The sequence below is a fragment of the Streptomyces sp. NPDC044106 genome, assembly GCF_056433985.1.
The window spans coordinates 235,120-252,633 of sequence record NZ_JBWKFZ010000013.1 but is presented as its reverse complement, the minus strand read 5'-3'; the positions used below and the strand labels follow the sequence as shown (position 1 = coordinate 252,633).

The 17,514-nt window shown below is 71.9% G+C and carries 12 protein-coding genes and 1 pseudogene; 10 read left to right on the top strand and 3 right to left on the bottom strand.

The features are described 5' to 3' along the window. Positions 1-13 precede the first annotated feature (13 nt). The 5 genes and pseudogenes from AC07DI_RS25010 to AC07DI_RS24990 all read left to right on the top strand — a co-directional run bounded on the left by AC07DI_RS25010 (position 14) and on the right by AC07DI_RS24990 (position 7,134). The gene (locus AC07DI_RS25010) at positions 14-838 is read left to right on the top strand and encodes a DUF1684 domain-containing protein (protein ID WP_384251361.1); all 825 of its coding nucleotides are present in this window, start codon (positions 14-16) and stop codon (positions 836-838) included. 268 nt (positions 839-1,106) lie between these two features. Then, complete coding sequence (locus tag AC07DI_RS25005) at positions 1,107-2,012, top strand: S1 family peptidase (RefSeq protein WP_384251364.1); 906 nt, start codon at positions 1,107-1,109, stop codon at positions 2,010-2,012. A gap of 169 nt (positions 2,013-2,181) precedes the next feature. Continuing rightward, positions 2,182-3,096 carry a slipin family protein gene (locus AC07DI_RS25000; RefSeq protein WP_478906167.1) on the top strand — a complete coding sequence of 305 codons (915 nt, stop codon included), beginning with the start codon at positions 2,182-2,184 and terminating at the stop codon, positions 3,094-3,096. A 302-nt stretch (positions 3,097-3,398) separates the two neighbouring features. Further along, the gene (locus AC07DI_RS24995) at positions 3,399-4,478 is read left to right on the top strand and encodes a S1 family peptidase (protein ID WP_384251369.1); all 1,080 of its coding nucleotides are present in this window, start codon (positions 3,399-3,401) and stop codon (positions 4,476-4,478) included. 280 nt (positions 4,479-4,758) lie between these two features. Next, positions 4,759-7,134, top strand: a pseudogene (locus AC07DI_RS24990) (bifunctional acetaldehyde-CoA/alcohol dehydrogenase). Between the two features lie 18 nt (positions 7,135-7,152). Here AC07DI_RS24990 and AC07DI_RS24985 read toward each other — a convergent pair. Next, complete coding sequence (locus AC07DI_RS24985) at positions 7,153-8,196, bottom strand: DUF3533 domain-containing protein (RefSeq protein WP_478906166.1); 1,044 nt, start codon at positions 8,194-8,196, stop codon at positions 7,153-7,155. A 185-nt stretch (positions 8,197-8,381) separates the two neighbouring features. On the opposite strand from AC07DI_RS24985, the gene AC07DI_RS24980 reads away from it, so the two are divergent. The 3 genes from AC07DI_RS24980 to AC07DI_RS24970 all read left to right on the top strand — a co-directional run bounded on the left by AC07DI_RS24980 (position 8,382) and on the right by AC07DI_RS24970 (position 13,992). Continuing rightward, positions 8,382-11,831, top strand: coding sequence for a DNA polymerase III subunit alpha (locus AC07DI_RS24980; RefSeq protein WP_478906165.1), 3,450 nt, complete (start codon positions 8,382-8,384; stop codon positions 11,829-11,831). Continuing rightward, positions 11,828-12,823 carry a DNA polymerase Y family protein gene (locus tag AC07DI_RS24975; RefSeq protein WP_478906164.1) on the top strand — a complete coding sequence of 332 codons (996 nt, stop codon included), beginning with the start codon at positions 11,828-11,830 and terminating at the stop codon, positions 12,821-12,823. The genes AC07DI_RS24980 and AC07DI_RS24975 overlap by 4 nt, the downstream gene beginning before the upstream one ends. 302 nt (positions 12,824-13,125) lie before the next feature. Continuing rightward, positions 13,126-13,992, top strand: coding sequence for an esterase/lipase family protein (locus AC07DI_RS24970; RefSeq protein WP_384251384.1), 867 nt, complete (start codon positions 13,126-13,128; stop codon positions 13,990-13,992). 5 nt (positions 13,993-13,997) lie between these two features. Here the strand turns inward: AC07DI_RS24970 and AC07DI_RS24965 are convergent, their stop codons facing one another. Together AC07DI_RS24965 and AC07DI_RS24960 are read right to left on the bottom strand one after the other, a co-directional pair. Next, positions 13,998-15,008: a lytic polysaccharide monooxygenase auxiliary activity family 9 protein gene (locus AC07DI_RS24965; RefSeq protein WP_478906163.1), complete on the bottom strand. Its 1,011-nt coding sequence runs from the start codon at positions 15,006-15,008 to the stop codon at positions 13,998-14,000. A 156-nt stretch (positions 15,009-15,164) separates the two neighbouring features. Further along, the gene (locus AC07DI_RS24960; protein ID WP_478906162.1) at positions 15,165-15,872 is read right to left on the bottom strand and encodes a response regulator; all 708 of its coding nucleotides are present in this window, start codon (positions 15,870-15,872) and stop codon (positions 15,165-15,167) included. Between the two features lie 131 nt (positions 15,873-16,003). Between AC07DI_RS24960 and AC07DI_RS24955 the strand changes: the two genes are divergently transcribed. After that, positions 16,004-16,987, top strand: coding sequence for a Bug family tripartite tricarboxylate transporter substrate binding protein (locus tag AC07DI_RS24955; RefSeq protein WP_478906207.1), 984 nt, complete (start codon positions 16,004-16,006; stop codon positions 16,985-16,987). Continuing rightward, a complete protein-coding gene (locus tag AC07DI_RS24950; RefSeq protein ID WP_478906161.1) occupies positions 16,984-17,514 on the top strand; it encodes a tripartite tricarboxylate transporter TctB family protein in 531 nt (176 codons plus the stop codon). Before AC07DI_RS24955 ends, AC07DI_RS24950 begins: the two co-directional genes overlap by 4 nt.

Here is a 17,514-nt window from a genome sequence, read left to right as displayed (position 1 = left end):
AAGGTTGACCGGCATGAGCACCGAGCACACCGGCAACGCCTTCGACGACGGGGCCGCGGCCGCCGCGCAGGAGTGGAAGCACTGGCACGAGCAGCGGACGGAGACGGTGTCGGCCCCCTACGGGCCGCTCTCCCTCACCGGCACGCACTGGCTCGCGGACCATCCCGACGGGCACCTGCCGGGCATCCCAGGGCGCTGGACCGGGACACCCGACGCCCTCGTCCTGACGGCGGGCCCCGACGCCGGCCTCACCGTCGACGGCCGGCCCCTGACCGGCGAGGTCCGGCTGGACGTCGAGAGCGGTCCGGTCCCCGGGGCCCGCGTCGCGCACGGCAGGCGCCGCCTCGTCGTCATGCGGCGCGAAGGCCTCTGGGCGGTGCGCGACTTCGACCCGGACGCCACCGCGCGCCAGGTCTTCCGGGGCATCGAGGTCACCGCGTACGACGCCCGCTGGGCGGTGCCCGGGCGCTTCACCCCGTACGGCGAGGACCGCACCGTCATGGTCGGCAACGCGGACGGCAAGGAGCGCGGCCTCGGCCTCGACGGCGAACTCTCCTTCCGCCTCGGGGGCGTCGAGCACACCCTCCAGGTGAGCGTGGAGGCCGGCGGCTCGCTCTGGGCCGTCTTCGCGGACGCCACGAGCGGAACGTCCAGCTACCGCTTCCGCTTCCTGCGGCCCGCCGCGCCCGACGCGGACGGCCGCACCACGGTCGACTTCAACCGCGCGCTGCTGCCCCCGTGCGCCTTCGCCGACCACTTCATCTGCCCCTTCCCGCCGCCGGGCAACACCCTGGTCACCGAGGTCGCGGCGGGGGAGCGGAACCTCCGCGACCGCTGAGGCGCCGGAGCTGGAGGGCGCAGCACGCAGCCGGACAAGGGCGGTGCCCCGGTGACGTACGACAGGTACGGGAGCACCGGGGCCGTTCGGCGTGTACTGATCGGTCGGCGGCCGAAAGGCGCCCTTGTGCGGGTCGTGCCCGCCGCCAATACTCCCGAGCAGCGCTTGTCAGGAGCACGGCGTATCCGGAATCCGGGCTTGCTCTTTGGCTGCGCCTCACGGGTCTTCAACCCGCAAAGACCCACTGACTTCCCTCGGGAGGAACAACGTGAGGATCAAGCGCACCACCCCCCACAGCGGCATAGCGAGACACGCCCGCCTGCTCGCCGTGGCCACCGGACTCGTGGCCGCCGGAGCGCTCGCCGTCCCCGCGGCCAACGCGCAGGACGGCACGGAGACCTTCAGCGCGTCACAGCTGGAACAGGCCAGTGACGCCGTGCTCGGCGCCGATGTCGCGGGCACCGCCTGGGGCGTCGACGCGAAGACGAAGCAGGTCGTCGTCACCGCCGACAGCACGGTCTCCCGCGCCGAGATCGCCAGGCTGAAGGCCGCGGCCGGGAGCAACGCCGGCGCCCTGAAGATCGAGCGCACCGCGGGCACGCTCCAGAAGTACATCTCCGGCGGCGACCCCATCTACGCGACCAGCTGGCGCTGCTCGCTCGGCTTCAACGTGCGCAACAGCGCGGGCGCCTACTACTTCCTGACCGCCGGGCACTGCACCGACGGCGCGACCACCTGGTGGTCGAACTCGGCGAAGACCACCGTGCTCGGCACCACGTCGGGCTCCAGCTTCCCGACCAACGACTACGGCATCGTCCGCTACACCAACAACTCGATCACCAAGTCCGGCACCGTGGGCAGCCAGGACATCACCGGCGCAGCCGACCCCACCGTCGGGCAGAACGTCACCCGGCGCGGCTCCACGACCGGCATCCACAGCGGTCGGGTCACCGCGCTGAACCAGACCGTCAACTACGGCGGCGGTGACATCGTCTACGGCCTGATCAAGACCACGGTCTGCGCCGAGCCCGGCGACAGCGGCGGTCCGCTGTACGCGGGCTCCACGGCGCTCGGTCTGACCTCCGGCGGCAGCGGCAACTGCTCCTCGGGCGGCACGACCTTCTTCCAGCCGGTCACCGAGGCGCTGCGCGCGTACAACGTCAGCGTCTACTGAGTTCCGCGGCCGTCAGTGGATGAGCCCCCGTCCGGACACCGGGCGGGGGCTCACCCCTGCCCGGCCGGAAGCCACCACCGCCTCTCACCGCCCCCTCCCTTTGTGCCCGTCGCGGGGTTACCTTCGAAGCGGACACCCAACACGCCCAATTCGGACCCTGGGAGCCGGCATGGTCGAGGAGCTGGTGGCGGTGGGAGCGGCCCTCGGGTCGGTCGGGGTGGTCTACGTGATGGCGGCGGCGCGCGTCGTCAAACAGTACGAGCGAGGCGTGGTGCTCCGCCTCGGCAAGCTCCAGCACTCCGTGCGCGGCCCGGGTCTCACCCTGGTCGTGCCTCTCGTGGACCGGCTCCGCAAGGTCAATATGCAGATCGTGACGATGCCGGTGCCCGCGCAGGACGGCATCACGCGCGACAACGTCACGGTCCGGGTGGACGCGGTCATCTACTTCAGGGTGGTCGACGCGGCCGAGGCGGTCGTGCAGGTGGAGGACTACCGCTTCGCGGTCTCGCAGATGGCGCAGACGTCGCTGCGCTCGATCATCGGCAAGAGCGATCTGGACGATCTGCTGTCCAACCGCGAGAAGCTCAACCAGGGCCTTGAGCTGATGATCGACTCCCCGGCCATCGGCTGGGGCGTGCAGATCGACCGCGTCGAGATCAAGGACGTCTCGCTGCCCGAGACGATGAAGCGCTCGATGGCCCGCCAGGCCGAGGCCGACCGCGAGCGGCGCGCCCGGGTCATCAACGCCGACGCCGAACTCCAGGCCTCCAAGAAGCTCGCCGAGGCCGCCCACGAGATGTCCGAGGAGCCGGCCGCGCTCCAACTGCGGCTGCTGCAGACCGTGGTGGCCGTCGCCGCCGAGAAGAACTCCACCCTCGTCCTGCCCTTCCCGGTGGAACTGCTCCGCTTCCTGGAGCGGGCCCAGCAGGCCCTACCGCAGCAGCAGCAGCAACCGCAACCGCAACCGCAGGCTCAGCCTCCACAGCCGCAGGCCCAGCCCCAACAGCCGCCGTACGCGGAGTCCGTGAAGCTGCCGGAATCCGGAGTGCGGGAGGCGGAAGCCGGAGAGCCGAAGCTCTCCTGAGGGGCGAGAACCGGACAGGACTAGTCCTCACAGGCTGACGACCGCTCCTCGCGCGCAGTGTTTGCAACGGGAACCGACGTGGCGGTACGACCCCGTGGGGTGGGCCGGGGGGCGTGCGGCCGTGTCGCGCGCGCGTCCTGAAGTAGACCTTGTGTGCTACCGGACGGCGTCGGGATAGTGGGCCGGGCCAGTTGACATGGACGCGGCTTCTTTGGCTCGGCAGCGCCATGTCGCACCAGCCTTCCCGACCCGTCAGGCCCCCACGCCGGGCGGGTCGTTCCCCCCACAGGAGGTCGTGAGCTTTGAAGCACCGACGCATACCCAAGCGGCGTGCCGTCGTGACAGGCGCGGGCATCGCCGCGCTGGTCGCCGCGGGCATCACCTTCCAGACTGCGAACGCGAGCGAGCACGACCCGGCCCCCACGCCGGACACCCTCTCGGTGGCGAAGGCCGGAAAGCTCGCCTCGTCCCTGGGCAAGGACCTCGGCGCGGACGCCGCGGGAACGTACTACGACGCCAAGGCCAAGGCCCTCGTCGTGAACGTACTGGACAAGAGCGCGGCGGACGCCGTCGAGTCGGCGGGCGGCAAGGCCAGAATCGTCGAGAACTCCCTGGCCGAGCTGAAGAGCGCCCGCGCGACGCTCGACGACGAGGCGGCCGTGCCCGGCACCTCCTGGGTGATGGACCCGGCGGCCAACAAGGTGGTCGTCACGGCGGACCGCACCGTCAAGGGCGCCGCGCTCGACAAGGTCGGCGCGATCGTGGAGAAGCTCGGCGGCAAGGCCGAACTCAAGCGGAGCAAGGGCGAGTACAAGGCCTTCATCGCCGGCGGCGACGCGATCTGGGGGAGCGGCGCGCGCTGCTCGCTCGGCTTCAACGTCGTCAAGGGCGGCGAGCCCTACTTCCTGACGGCGGGCCACTGCGGCAACGCGGTCAAGAGCTGGTCCGACTCGCAGGGCGGCGCGGAGATCGGTGCCACGCAGGAGTCGAGCTTCCCCGGCAACGACTACGCCCTCGTGAAGTACACGGCGGACACCCCGCACCCGAGCGAGGTGAACCTCTACGGCGGCACCCAGGCGATCAGCAAGGCCGGTGACGCCACGGTCGGCCAGAAGGTGACGCGCAGCGGCAGCACCACCCAGGTCCACGACGGCGAGGTCACCGCGCTCGACGCCACGGTGAACTACCAGGAGGGCCAGGTCGACGGGCTGATCCAGACCACCGTCTGCGCCGAGCCCGGTGACAGCGGCGGCGCGCTCTTCGCCGGTGACACCGCGCTGGGCCTCACCTCGGGCGGCAGCGGCGACTGCTCATCGGGCGGGGAGACGTTCTTCCAGCCGGTGCCGGAGGCGCTGAGCGCCTATGGAGCGGAGATCGGCTGACCTCGGCCGGAGGGCCTGAGCCCCGTTCGAGTCCCGTCCCGGAAACCGGGGCGGGACTCTTTCGCGCACCTCTTGTGAAAGTTTTCACAAGAGGGCAAGGGGTCAAAGTCCTTTGGTGTTCCCGCAGTTCACGACGGGTTCGGGCGGTCGCAGGCGATGCTCCGCAGGGACCTTGTGCCCGGCGGCCCAGGACCTTTTCGGGGCGGGGGCGGATGTCCGCGGGTGTGGAATCGGATTCGTGGAGAAGAGGCTCCACGGACTCGGAGAAGGAGTAACCGCCATGCAGGCCATGGAGATGGTGGGCGGACTGGTCGAGAGGGCGCTCACCGCGCTCGGCCGGTTCGGGACGTACGACCAGGAACAGGTCGATCACATCGTCAAGAAGGCTTCTCTCGCCGCGCTGAGCCGGCACGGGGAACTGGCGCGGCAGGCGGTCGAGGAGACCGGCCGGGGCCTCTTCGAGGACAAGGCGGTCAAGAACCTCTTCGCCTGCGAGCACGTCGTCAATTCGATGCGCGGCCTGAAGACCGCGGGCGTCGTCTCCCGCGACGAGCTGAACGGCGTCACCGAGATCGCCGAACCGGTCGGCGTCGTCTGCGCGATGACCCCGGTGACCAACCCGACTTCGACGACCGTCTTCAAGGCGCTCATCGCCCTGAAGACCCGCAACCCGATCATCTTCGCCTTCCACCCGAGCGCCCAGCGCTGCTCCGCCGAGGCCGCCCGCATCGTGCGGGACGCCGCGGTCGAGGCGGGCGCCCCCGAGGACTGCGTGCAGTGGGTCGAGGAGCCCTCGATGGAGGCCACCGGGCTGCTGATGCACCACGAGGGCGTCTCCACGATCCTCGCCACCGGCGGCAACGCGATGGTCAGGGCCGCCTGCTCCTGCGGCAAGCCCGCGCTCGGCGTCGGCGCGGGCAACGTACCCGCGTACGTCACCCGAAGCGGCAGGCCGCGGCGGGCCGTTCACGACATCGTGCTCTCCAAGGCCTTCGACCACGGCATGATCTGCGCCTCGGAGCAGGCCGTCATCCTCGACGCGGAGATCTACGCCGAGGGGCTCGCGGAGTTCGAGCGGCTCGGCGCGTACGTCGTCACGGCGGCCGAGAAGAGCAAGCTGGAGGAGTTCCTCTTCGGTACGACGGCCTACGCCGAGAACTGCTCGGGTGCGAAGCTCAACGCGGACGTCGTCGGCAGGTCCCCCCGGTGGATCGCCGAACAGGCCGGGTTCGCCGTGCCCGAGGGCACCTCCGTCATCATCGCCGAGTGCGCGGAGGTCGGCGAGGGCGAGCCGCTCACCCGCGAGAAGCTCTCCCCGGTCCTGGCCGCCCTGAAGGCCGACACCACCGAGCACGGCCTCGAACTGTCGGCTCGGATGGTCGAGTTCCACGGGCTCGGGCACAGCGCCGCCATCCACACCGAGGACGAGGAACTCGCCGAGGAGTTCGGCAAGCGCGTCAAGGCGGTCCGCGTCATCGTCAACGCGCCCTCCACCTTCGGCGGCATCGGTGACGTCTACAACTCCTTCCTGCCCTCGCTCACCCTCGGCTGCGGCAGCTACGGACACAACTCCGTGTCCGACAACGTCTCCGCGGTCAACCTGCTCAACATCAAGCGGATCGGACGGCGCAACAACAACATGCAGTGGTTCAAGGTCCCGCAGAAGATCTACTTCGAGCGCAACTCCCTGCGGTACCTCGGGGAGATGGAGGGCATCAGGCGCGTCTCGATCGTGACGGACCGGACGATGTCGGAGCTCGGCTTCGTGAGAAGTTCTTCGACATCCGCAAGCGCGCCCTCAGGTTCCCCGGTCTCGGCGCGAAGGCGCGGATGGTGGCCGTCCCGACCACCTCGGGCACGGGCAGCGAGGCCACCCCCTTCGCGGTCATCTCCGACCCGGCGGCCGCCCAGAAGTACCCCCTCGCCGACTACGCGCTTACCCCGGACGTCGCGATCGTCGACCCGGTCCTGCCGATGAGGCTCCCGCCGGACGTCACCGCCGACTCCGGCTTCGACGCGCTGACCCACGCCACCGAGGCGTACGTCTCGGTGTACGCGAACGACTACACCGACGGGCTCTGCCTCCAGGCGGTCAGGCTCATCTTCGAGAACCTGGAGCGGTGCGTCGTGAACGGGGCCGCGGACCCCGAGGCGCGCGAGAAGATGCACAACGCCTCGACGGTCGCGGGCATGGCCTTCGCCAACGCCTTCCTCGGCCTGGTGCACGCCATGGCCCACACCCTCGGCAACACCTTCCACATCCCCCACGGCCGCACCAACGCGCTGCTCCTGCCGCACGTCATCCGGCACAACGGCACGCTGTCCGGCAAGGCGACGCCGTGGCCGAAGGCGGAGGTCTACCGGGCACCGGAGCGGTTCCAGGAGATCGCCCGGATGCTGGGGCTGCCGGCGGCGTCCGGCGGAGGGGGTCCAGTCCTACGCCCGTGCGGTCGAGGAGCTGCGGGCCAGGTGCGGCATCCCCGCGTCCTTCCAGGAGGCGGGCGTCGACGAGGCCGCCTTCATCGAGGCCCTGCCGCAGCAGGCGATGAACGCGTACGCGGATCAGTGCGCGCCCGCCAACCCCCGTATGCCGATGATCGACGAGATGCGGGAGCTCATGCGGCTGGCGTACTACGGCAGCGGGGGAGGTGCCTGACCGCGGTGGGCGCCCAGGTCACCCGATGCCGCTGCCGTAGCGCGTGCCGCTGAGGTCGATCGAGCTGCTGGGGAGCTTCCGGCGGGCGGACAGGACGAGGGTGACGACGACGCCGACGACCGCCCAGGCGGAGAGGACGAGAAGTTCCCGGGTGACCGAGTTCCCCTCGAAGTACGCGATGGAGCGGGCCACCCAGGTCCCGGCCCCCGGCGGCAGCCAGGGGCCGATCGCCTGCCAGAAGGGCGGCAGCATCGGCAGCGGGAAGGCGCCGCCCGCGCTCGGGTTGCCCCCGATGACGATGAGCAGGACGGCGAGTCCGATGCCCACGATCCCGGTGAGCGCCTGCAGGGCGAGCGTGATCGCGCCGACCCCGAAGATCACCAGGGCGCCGAGGCCCCACAGCCCGAGGACGCTGCCGGGCAGGGCGCCGAGGATCGGTCCGATGATGACCGCGCCGCCGAGTCCGCCGACGACCGAGTAGAGCGCCATGGTGCCGAGCCTGATGACCGCGCGCGAGAGGTTGGCGGCCCGGGAGCCCGCGCTGATCGCGAGGATCGACGCGCACAGATAGCCGCCGACGCACCAGCCGACGACCAGGTAGAAGGACGAGAGGCCGTTGAAGTCCTGGCCCGATGCGGGGGCCACGTCGTCGGCCGTCACCGTGCGCTTCTCGGCCGCGTCGGCCTTGGTGACGATCTCGGTGAGGGTCCTGGAGAGCGCGGTGCCGCCGCCGGACGCGACCAGGAGGGTGTCCTTCGTGCTCTGCGGGTCGACGATCAGGGCACCGTCGATGTCGCGGTCCATGATCTGGCGGCGGGCCGTGGCCTCGTCCTTGAGGACGCGGGGGTCGAGGGGCTTGCCGGAGAGCTTCTTCAGCCGGTCCGCGGTCCGGTCGGCCGCGGGCCCCGGGGCGACGACTCCGAAGGAGACATCCTTGGGTTTCGGATGGTGCAGCGCCCCCACGTAGGAGGCGATGAACAGCAGCTGCAGGGCGAGTACGCCGATGACGAGCAGGGCTGCTCGCGGGGTGACGGCGCTCTTGAATTCGTCGGCGAAGCTCATGCCTCAACGCTCGGGGGCCGCGGTCGTTCTCGCAGGTGGGATGGGCCGAACGGGCGATATGGAGGCGGTGCGGGACGGCCTCGCTCGTGAATCGAACATACGTGTCGTACGTAAGTTCGAAACTGGTCTATGGTGGAGAGACGGGGATGTGAGATCGGATCGGTTCAGGGTTTCAGGAGGTGCGTGTGCCGGGGTTCACGCATCTGCACACCGTCTCCGGGTTCTCCCCGCGCTACGGCGCCTCGCACCCGGAGCGGCTCGCCGAGCGCGCCGCCGAACGGGGCATGGACGCCCTCGCCCTCACCGACCGGGACACCCTCGCGGGCGCCGTCCGCTTCGCCAAGGCCTGCGCCAGGGCGGGCGTGCGGCCGTTGTTCGGGGCCGGGCTCGCCGTGGGCACCTCCGCCCCGGACACGGGCGAGCGACGGCGGGCACCCGTGCGTGGCGGCGCCTTCATCGACGAGTCGGCCCCGCGCGTGACCTACCTCGCCAGGGACGGCGCCACCGGCTGGGCCGCGCTCTGCCGGCTGATCACCGCCGCGCACCGCTCCGGCGAAGGACCGCCCGTCCTGCCGTGGGGGGAGAATCATGGCGAGGGCCTGACCGTGCTGCTCGGCCCCGCCTCCGACGTGGGCCGCGCGCTGGCCGCCGGACGCCCCGACCGCGCCGCCCGCCTCCTCGCCCCCTGGCGCGAGCGGTACGGCGACGCGCTGCGCCTTGAGTCCGTCTGGCACGGCCGCGAGGGCACCGGGCCCGGTTCGCTGCGCCTGGCCGCGCGCACCGTCGGCTTCGCCGCGGAGCAGGGCGTACTCCCCGTCCTGAGCAACGCCGTGCGCTACGCCGACCCGGGCCAGGGGCCCGTCGCCGACGTCCTCGACGCCGCCCGCCGCCTCGTCCCCGTCGACCCGACCAAGGAACTCGACGGCGGCGAACGGTGGCTGAAGGGCGCGGACGACATGCTGCGCGTCGCCGAGCGCGTCGTCGAGGCGGCGGGGTTCCGCCGCGACACCGCCCACCGGCTGCTCGACCGGACCCGGGCGACCGCCGCCGAGTGCCTCGTCGACCCCGAGGACGACATCGGCATCGGCTCCGTGCGCTTCCCCGAGCCGGGCCTGGTCGGCGCCGGGCGCCGCACCGCGCAGCGCGTCCTCGCCTCGCGGGCGGCGGCGGGCATGGTCAGGCTCGGCCTCGACTCCCGCCGCGCGTACTGGGAGCGGATGCACCACGAGCTGGACATCATCGACCACCACGGCTACGCCTCGTACTTCCTGACCGTCGCCCAGGTCGTCGACGACGTGCGCGGCCTGGGCATCCGGGTCGCGGCGCGCGGCTCCGGCGCGGGTTCCCTGGTCAACCACCTCATCGGCATCGCGCACGCCGACCCCGTCGAGCACGGGCTGCTCATGGAGCGGTTCCTGTCCAAGCGGCGGCACGTCCTGCCGGACATCGACATCGACGTCGAGTCGGCCCGCCGCCTGGAGGTCTACCGCGCGATCATCGGCCGCTTCGGCACCGAGCGGGTCGCGACGGTCGCCATGCCCGAGACCTACCGCGTACGCCATGCCGTACGCGATGTGGGCGCCGCCCTCTCCATGGACCCGGCCGAGATCGACAGGATCGCCAAGGCCTTCCCGCACATCCGCGCGCGCGATGCCCGCGCCGCGCTGGAGGAACTGCCCGAACTGCGGAAGGTCGCCGAGGAACTGGGGGGCAGGGACCGGCTGTGGGAGCTGGTCGAGGCGCTCGACGCGCTGCCGCGCGGCGTCGCCATGCACCCGTGCGGGGTGCTGCTCTCCGACGCCTCGCTGCTCGCCCGCACCCCCGTGGTGCCGACCAGCGGTGAGAGCCTGCCCATGTCGCAGTTCGACAAGGAGGACGTCGAGGACCTCGGCCTGCTCAAGCTGGACGTGCTCGGCGTGCGGATGCAGTCGGCGATGGCGCACGCGGCGGCGGAGGTCGAGCGGGCCACCGGTGTCCCCGTGGATCTCGACGACCCGCGCCAGGTCCCGCCCGGGGACCCGGCCACGTACCGGCTCATCAAGTCCACCGAGACGCTCGGCTGCTTCCAGATCGAGTCGCCGGGCCAGCGGGACCTGGTCGGGCGCCTCCAGCCCGAGACCTTCCACGACCTGGTGGTCGACATCTCACTGTTCCGGCCAGGACCTGTCGCCGCCGACATGGTGCGGCCCTTCATCGAGGCCAGACACGGCCGCGCGCCCGTCCGCCACCCCCACCCCGACCTCACCGAACCGTTGAAGGAGACGTACGGCGTCGTCGTCTTCCACGAGCAGGTCATCGAGATCGTGAACATCATGACCGGCTGCGGACGCGACGAGGCGGACCGGGTGCGGCGCGGGCTCTCCGACCCCGAGTCGCAGGGCCGGATCCGCCTCTGGTTCGCGCAGCACGCGGCGGCGAGGGGGTACGACGCGGAGACGATCGGCCGCACCTGGGAGATCGTCGAGGCCTTCGGTTCGTACGGCTTCTGCAAGGCGCACGCGGTGGCCTTCGCCGTGCCCACCTACCAGTCGGCCTGGCTGAAGGCCCATCACCCGGCGGCGTTCTACGCGGGGTTGCTCACGCACGATCCCGGCATGTACCCGAAGCGGCTGCTGCTCGCGGACGCGCGGCGAAGAGGGGTGCCGATCCTTCCGCTGGACGTGAACCGGTCCGCGGTCGCCCACCGTATCGAACTGGTGTCCGGTTCGGAGTCGGCTCCGGACCGGTGGGGCCTGCGCCTCGCGCTCAGCGACGTCCACGGCATCAGCGAGGCCGAGGCCGCGCGGATCGCGGAGGGGCAGCCCTACGCCTCACTCGTCGACTTCTGGGAGCGGGCCAGGCCCTCGAAGCCGGTCGCGCAACGGCTCGCACAGGTCGGCGCGCTTGACGCGTTCGGCGCCAACCGTCGCGATCTGCAACTGCACCTGGCCGAGCTGCGGCGCGGCGCACGCGGTGCGGCCGGGGCCCAGCTCCCGCTGGCCGGCGGGCGGAGGACGGCGCCCGCCGGCCTGCCCGACCTGGACGACGCCGAGCGGCTCAGCGCCGAACTGGGCGTCCTCGGCATGGACTCCTCGCGCCACCTCATGACGGACCACCGCGGCTTCCTCGACGAACTCGGCGTGTACAGCGCCCGGCGCCTGCGCGAGGCCGAACACGGTGCGACCGTCCTGGTCGCGGGCGCCAAGGCCGCCACCCAGACCCCGCCGATCCGCTCCGGCAAGCGCGTCATCTTCACCACCCTCGACGACGGCACGGGCCTGGTCGACCTGGCCTTCTTCGACGACGCCCACGAGCGGTGCGCGCACACCGTCTTCCACTCCTGGCTGCTGCTCGTACGCGGCGTGGTGCAGCGCCGCGGACCGCGCAGCCTCAGTGTGGTGGGCGCCGCGGCGTGGAACCTCGCGGACCTGGTGGAGGTGCGGAAGGAGGGCGGCCTCGACGCGGTGGCCGCGCGCCTGGCGGATCCGGAGCCGGGACCCGCACCCGACGAGGGCCGGGGCCCGGCGGACGGGCGCCGCATCCGGATGGCCAACGGGTACGAGATGCACCCCTGGGCCGATCTGCGCCCGGCGGGTGAAGGCGCCGCGGGCGTCGGCAGGAAGTTGTGGCACCAGAGTCAGGGGAGCGCGGGATGAACGACGGGACCACCACCCTCTACGCACGCTTCCTGCTGCCGCCCATGTACGAGGCCGCGCTGCCTCAGCTCATCGCGCTGCTCGGCGAGTTCACCCCGCAGGTCGAGGCGCTGCCGCCGGACGCCGCGCTCGTCGACGTGCGCGGCGCGCGACGGTACTTCCGGCGGGGCGCCGTCGATCTTGCCGCGCTGATCCGGGTGCGGGCGCTCGCGCTGTACGGGGTGGAGTGCGCGATCGGCGCGGGCCCCGGGCCGATGCTGGCGCGGATGGCCGCGCGGGGCGCCGCTCCGGGGGTCACCCGCGCGGTGCCCGAAGGCGCGGACGGCGTACGGGAGTTCCTCACGGGCCGGCCGGTCGGTGAGCTGCCCGGCATCGGCCGCGCCACCGCCCGCACCCTCTGCGAGTACGGCCTCGACACCCTGGAGAAGGTCGGCGCCGCGCCCCTGTCCACCCTGCAGCGGCTCGTCGGCGCCCGCGCGGGCCGCGAGCTGCGCGAGAAGGCGCGGGGCGTCGACCGCACCCGGGTCGTGCCGAACGCCGCCGCGCGCTCGACGGCCGTCGAACGGTCCTTCCCCCGTGACGAGCTGGACCCCTTCCGGCACCGCCGTGCCCTGCTCTGTGGCGCCGAGGAACTGGGCGTCAGGATGCGCGGGGAGGCCCAGGTGTGCCGCACGCTGACCCTCACCGTGCGGTACGCGGACCGCACCGGCTACGCGACGATCACCCGGAGCCGGACCCTGCCCGAGCCGACCGCCCACTCCGCCGCGCTGACCGCGGCCGCCTACCGGATGTACGAGACGCTCGGCCTGCAGCGCGCCCGGGTGCGGGCGGTGTCCCTGCGGGCGGAGGGGATCTGCCCCGCCGAACGCGCCACCCACCAGCTGACGTTCGACCCGGCGGACGACAAGGCCCGCCGGATCGAGGAGGTGGCCGACCGGGCGCGGGAGAAGTTCGGGCCCGGCGCGATCGTGCCGGGGACGCTGGCGGCGTGAGGCGGACCGTGACCGGGCCTCAGCCCCGCGCCGGACCCGGCCGCGACACGAACGAGTGATTTCACTTCCGGAAGGGGCCACTGGCAACGCCGTTCGTCGCGCCACCACCTACTCTCGGGGGCGCCCCGGACCGGAGCCCGGCGGCCCGGTGACCGTGCCAGTGTTCACTGGAAACTTTTGCTGTCGCGCCGCTTCACTCTTCATCTACCGGCGCGTAATTTGACGTGAGCACGGCATCCTGTCGATCCGGGTCACAGGTCGTACCCCCTCGCAACTCATCCGAGCCGCAAGGAGATCACACGATGCTGCCCTGGAGACGCGCGCTGCGCGCGCTCGCCGCCGCCCTGCTCCTCACGGGCGCGGCCACCCTCACCCCCGCGGCCGCGGCGGCCGCCGACAGCGCGGCGCCGGCGGCCGTCTCGCGCGGCTGGAACGACTACGACTGCAAGCCGTCCGCCGCGCACCCCCGCCCGGTCGTCCTCGTGCACGGCACCTTCGGGAACTCCGTCGACAACTGGCTCGTCCTCGCGCCCTACCTGGTCAACCGCGGCTACTGCGTCTACTCCCTGGACTACGGCCAGCTGCGGGGCGTACCGCTCTTCAACGGGCTCGGCCCCATCGACAAGTCGGCCGAGCAGCTCGACGGCTTCGTCGACAAGGTGCTCGCCGCGACGGGCGCGAGGAAGGCGGACCTGGTCGGCCACTCGCAGGGCGGCATGATGCCCCGCTACTACCTCAAGTTCCTCGGCGGCGCCGAGAAGGTGAACGCCCTGATCGGCCTCGCCCCCGACAACCACGGCACCACCCTGCTCGGCCTCACCAAGCTGCTGCCGTACTTCCCCGGCGTCGAGGACCTGCTGACCACCAACACCCCGGCCCTCGCCGACCAGGTCGCCGGATCACCCTTCCTGACCAAGCTCAACGAGGGCGGGGACACGGTGCCCGGCGTGCGCTACACCGTCATCGCCACCAGGTACGACGAGGTGGTCACCCCGTACCGCACCCAGTTCCTGGACGGCCCCGACGTGCGCAACGTGACCCTTCAGGACCTGTGCCCCGTCGCTCTGTCGGAGCACGTGGCGATCGGCATCCTGGACCGCGTCGCCCACCACGAGGTGGCGAACGCGCTCGACCCGCAGCACGCGACGCCGAGCACCTGCCTCTCCTAGATCATTCAGCGGCCGTGCCGGCCGGCCGCGCGGCGGCGGGTCGTGGCGAACATCGCCGCGGCGCCCACGGCGAGGGCGGCGGCGCCACCGACCGCGATGTACGGGGTGGTGCTGTCGCCGCCGGTCTCGGCGAGGTTGCCGTCCGCCGCGACGGCCGGCTTGTCGGCGCCGCCGTTCACCTCGGGCCGGTTGTCGCCCGCCGCCTCGTCCGCGGCGGGAGCGGCGTCGGGCGCCCCGGTGGCCCCGGCGCCCGTGTGGGCGTCGGCGTCCCCGTGGCCGTGGCCGTGGTGCTCGACGGTGGACTTGTCGGCGCCCGCCGCGATCTCCTGCTCGGAGGGGGCGGAGGCGGCCGGGGCGGGAGCGGCGCCGGAGCCGCCGGTGCCCTTGCCGAACACGACGTCGGAGCAGGTGTAGAACGCCTCGGGGGAATCCGAGCGCTGCCAGATGGAGTAGATCAGGTGGCGGCCGGAGCGGGCGGGGACCTGGCCGTCGAAGACGTAGTCGCCGTTCTCCATCTTCGGGTCGGTGACCTTGACGAAGGGCTTCTTCTCCAGGTCCGACCACTTCAGGGGCTTGCGCGGGTCGTACGAGGCCTTCGTGACGTACAGCTCGAAGGAGCCCTTGTGCGGGGCGGTGCCCTTGTAGCGGAACGTGTGGTGGCCCGCTGCGAGCTTGCTGGCCGGCCAGTCGGCGCGCGGCAGATCGAGGCCCTTGTACTTGTCGTTGCCCGCGCTGCACAGCTTGCCGTCGGGGATGATCTGCTTCGACTTGCCGGCGGCGTTGGCGATGTTCACCGCGTTCCAGTCGTAGAACGCCTGCGCGCCACTGGCCCCGACAGCGGCCTTGCAGGCAGCCGACCTCGGGGACTCCGGACCCTCCTGGAAACACGCGGAGACCCGGCTGACCGGGTCCGTCATCGAGCCGTGCGCGGCGGCGGGCGCGACCGAGAGGGCGGTCAGGGCGAGCGGGGCGACACCGACGGCGGCGATCGCGGCGGCCTTGCGGCGGGTGGTCATGGGGTTCTCCTCGGGCAGCGGTTCAGGGGCTGGTTCTCTGCTCGCCGGGCAAGGCGGGGCGAGCAGAAAGCTAGCCCCTGAAAACCGCGAAATCCCCTGCTGGGAGCGGGGAACGGTGATCCTTATGGTGCGGTTAAGGAAGCCTTCGGACTCCGCTCAGGTCGTGCCCGAATTGCCCTCGCCCAGCCACCGGTACCGCCGCTCGGGCCGCCCCGTCCCGCCGTACCGGAGCGTCACCTCCGCGCGCCCGGTGGCCACGAAGAACTCCAGATAGCGGCGGGCGCTCACCCGGGACAACGAGCCCGCCCGCGCGCACTCCGACGCCGAGAGACCGCCCGGGTGACCGCGCAGCGTCTGCTCCACCAGTTCCGCCGTGTGCGCGGCCAGGCCCTTCGGCAGTTCGCGGGAGCCGGGCGGGCGCGTGCCGAAGAGCTGGTCGACGTCCTCCTGGCGGGCCTCCCGCAAGCCGTCGAGCCGGGCCCTGAGCGCCGCCACATGTCTCAACTGCGCATGCAGCGCCGCCTGGTTGAACGGTTTGATCAGGTAGTGCAGGGCGCCCGCCCGCAGCGCGGCCCGGACGACCCCGGCCTCCCGCGCGGCCGTGATGAACAGGGCGTCCACCGGCCTGCGCCCGGGATCGCGCTCCTCGGCGGCCCGCAGCTCGCGCAGCACGGCGATGCCGTCCATGTCAGGCAGGTACACGTCCAGGAGGACGAGGTCGGGGCGCAGGCGCGCCGCCGCGTCGACCGCCTCGGCGCCGCTGTGGGCGACGCCGGCCACGGTGAAGCCCTCCACCGACGCGACGTAGCGGCTGTGCAGCTTGGCGACCATGAAGTCGTCGTCCACGACCAGCACCCTTGTCATCGCCGCAGGCTATGGGCGCGACCACAACGACCACAACGTCCGTTGATTCCGGAAGAGAGACAGGTTGTCAACGCGCGGGCAACATGTGGGCCACCTCACACCCGACTACCGACCGACAGGTGGTGGCACACGTGCGCCTGCGCACACCCCTCGCCCTGCTCGGGGCCGCTCTCCTCGTCCTCGTGGCGCCGCCGCTGCTCACGCCGGGCAGCGGCGCGGACACCGGCACCCAGATCCCCGGCCTGCGCCTCATGGTCCCCAACACGCCCGGTGGCGGTTACGACATCACCGCCCGCACCGCGGCGAAGAACGCCGAGGACGCCGGACTCACCCACAACATCGAGGTCTTCAACCTGCCGGGCGCGGGCGGCACCGTCGGCCTGACCCGGCTCGTCGGCGAACACGGCAACGGCAAGCTCGCCATGTCCATGGGCCTCGGCGTCGTGGGCGCCGCCCGCTCCAACCACTCCCCGAAGACCCTGGCCGACACCACCCCCATCGCCCGGCTCACCGAGGAGCAGGACGTCGTCGTGGTCGCCAGAAACTCCCCGTACGAAACCATCGGCCAGCTCGTCGACGCCTGGAGGAGGAACCCGGGCAAGGTACCCGTGGGCGGCGGCTCGTCGCCCGGCGGGCCCGACCACCTCGCCCCGATGCTGATGGCGCGTGCCGCCGGGATCGAGCCGCGGAAGGTCAACTACGTTCCGTTCGACGGCGGCGGCGAACTGCTCGCCTCCATCCTCGGCAGCAAGGTCGCCTTCGGGGTCTCCGGAGTCGGCGAATACCTCGACCAGATCAAGTCGGGGGAGCTGCGGCTGCTCGCCGTCACCGGGCCGAAGCGGGTGAAGGGCCTCGACGGGCCGACGCTCAAGGAGTCCGGCTACGACGTGGACTTCACCAACTGGCGCGGCATCGTCGCCCCGCCCGGCCTCAGCGACGCCGAGCGCGAGAAGCTCACCGTGCTCGTCGAGAAGCTGCACGCCTCCAAGGAGTGGCGCGAGTCCCTGACGAAGAACGGCTGGGACGACGCCTTCCTCACCAAAGAGAAGTTCGGCGACTTCCTGGACGCCCAGGACCAGCGCGTCGTCTCGGTACTGAAGGAGCTGGGACTGTGACCACCGCCGACCTCCCCCGCGATCCGCGAAACCGCAGGGCCTGGCTGCGCGAGCACTCCGAACTCGGCGTCTGCGTCCTGCTCCTCGCCCTCGGCGCGCTCGTCCTCACCGACGCGCTCACCATGGACGTCGACATCACCCAGCGCGGCCCGATCGGCCCGAAGACCGTGCCGGTCGTCGTCGGCACCGGACTGCTCGTCGTCGCCGTCCTGCTCGCCGTCGACGTGCTGCGCGGCGGGCGCGGCGAGGCCGAGGGCGGCGAGGACATCGACCTGTCCGAACCCGCCGACCGGCGCACCGTGCTGCTGCTCGCGGGCGTCTTCCTCATGACCGCCGTCCTCATCGAACCGGCCGGCTTCCCGGTCGCCGGGGCGCTGCTCTTCTGGGGCGCCGCCCACGCGCTCGGCAGCCGCCACCTCGACCGCGACCCGCTCATCGCCGCCGCACTCTCCGTCGTCACCTACGAAGTCTTCAACAACCTGCTCGGCGTGCCTCTGCCGGGCGGCCCCCTGATGGGAGTGCTGTGA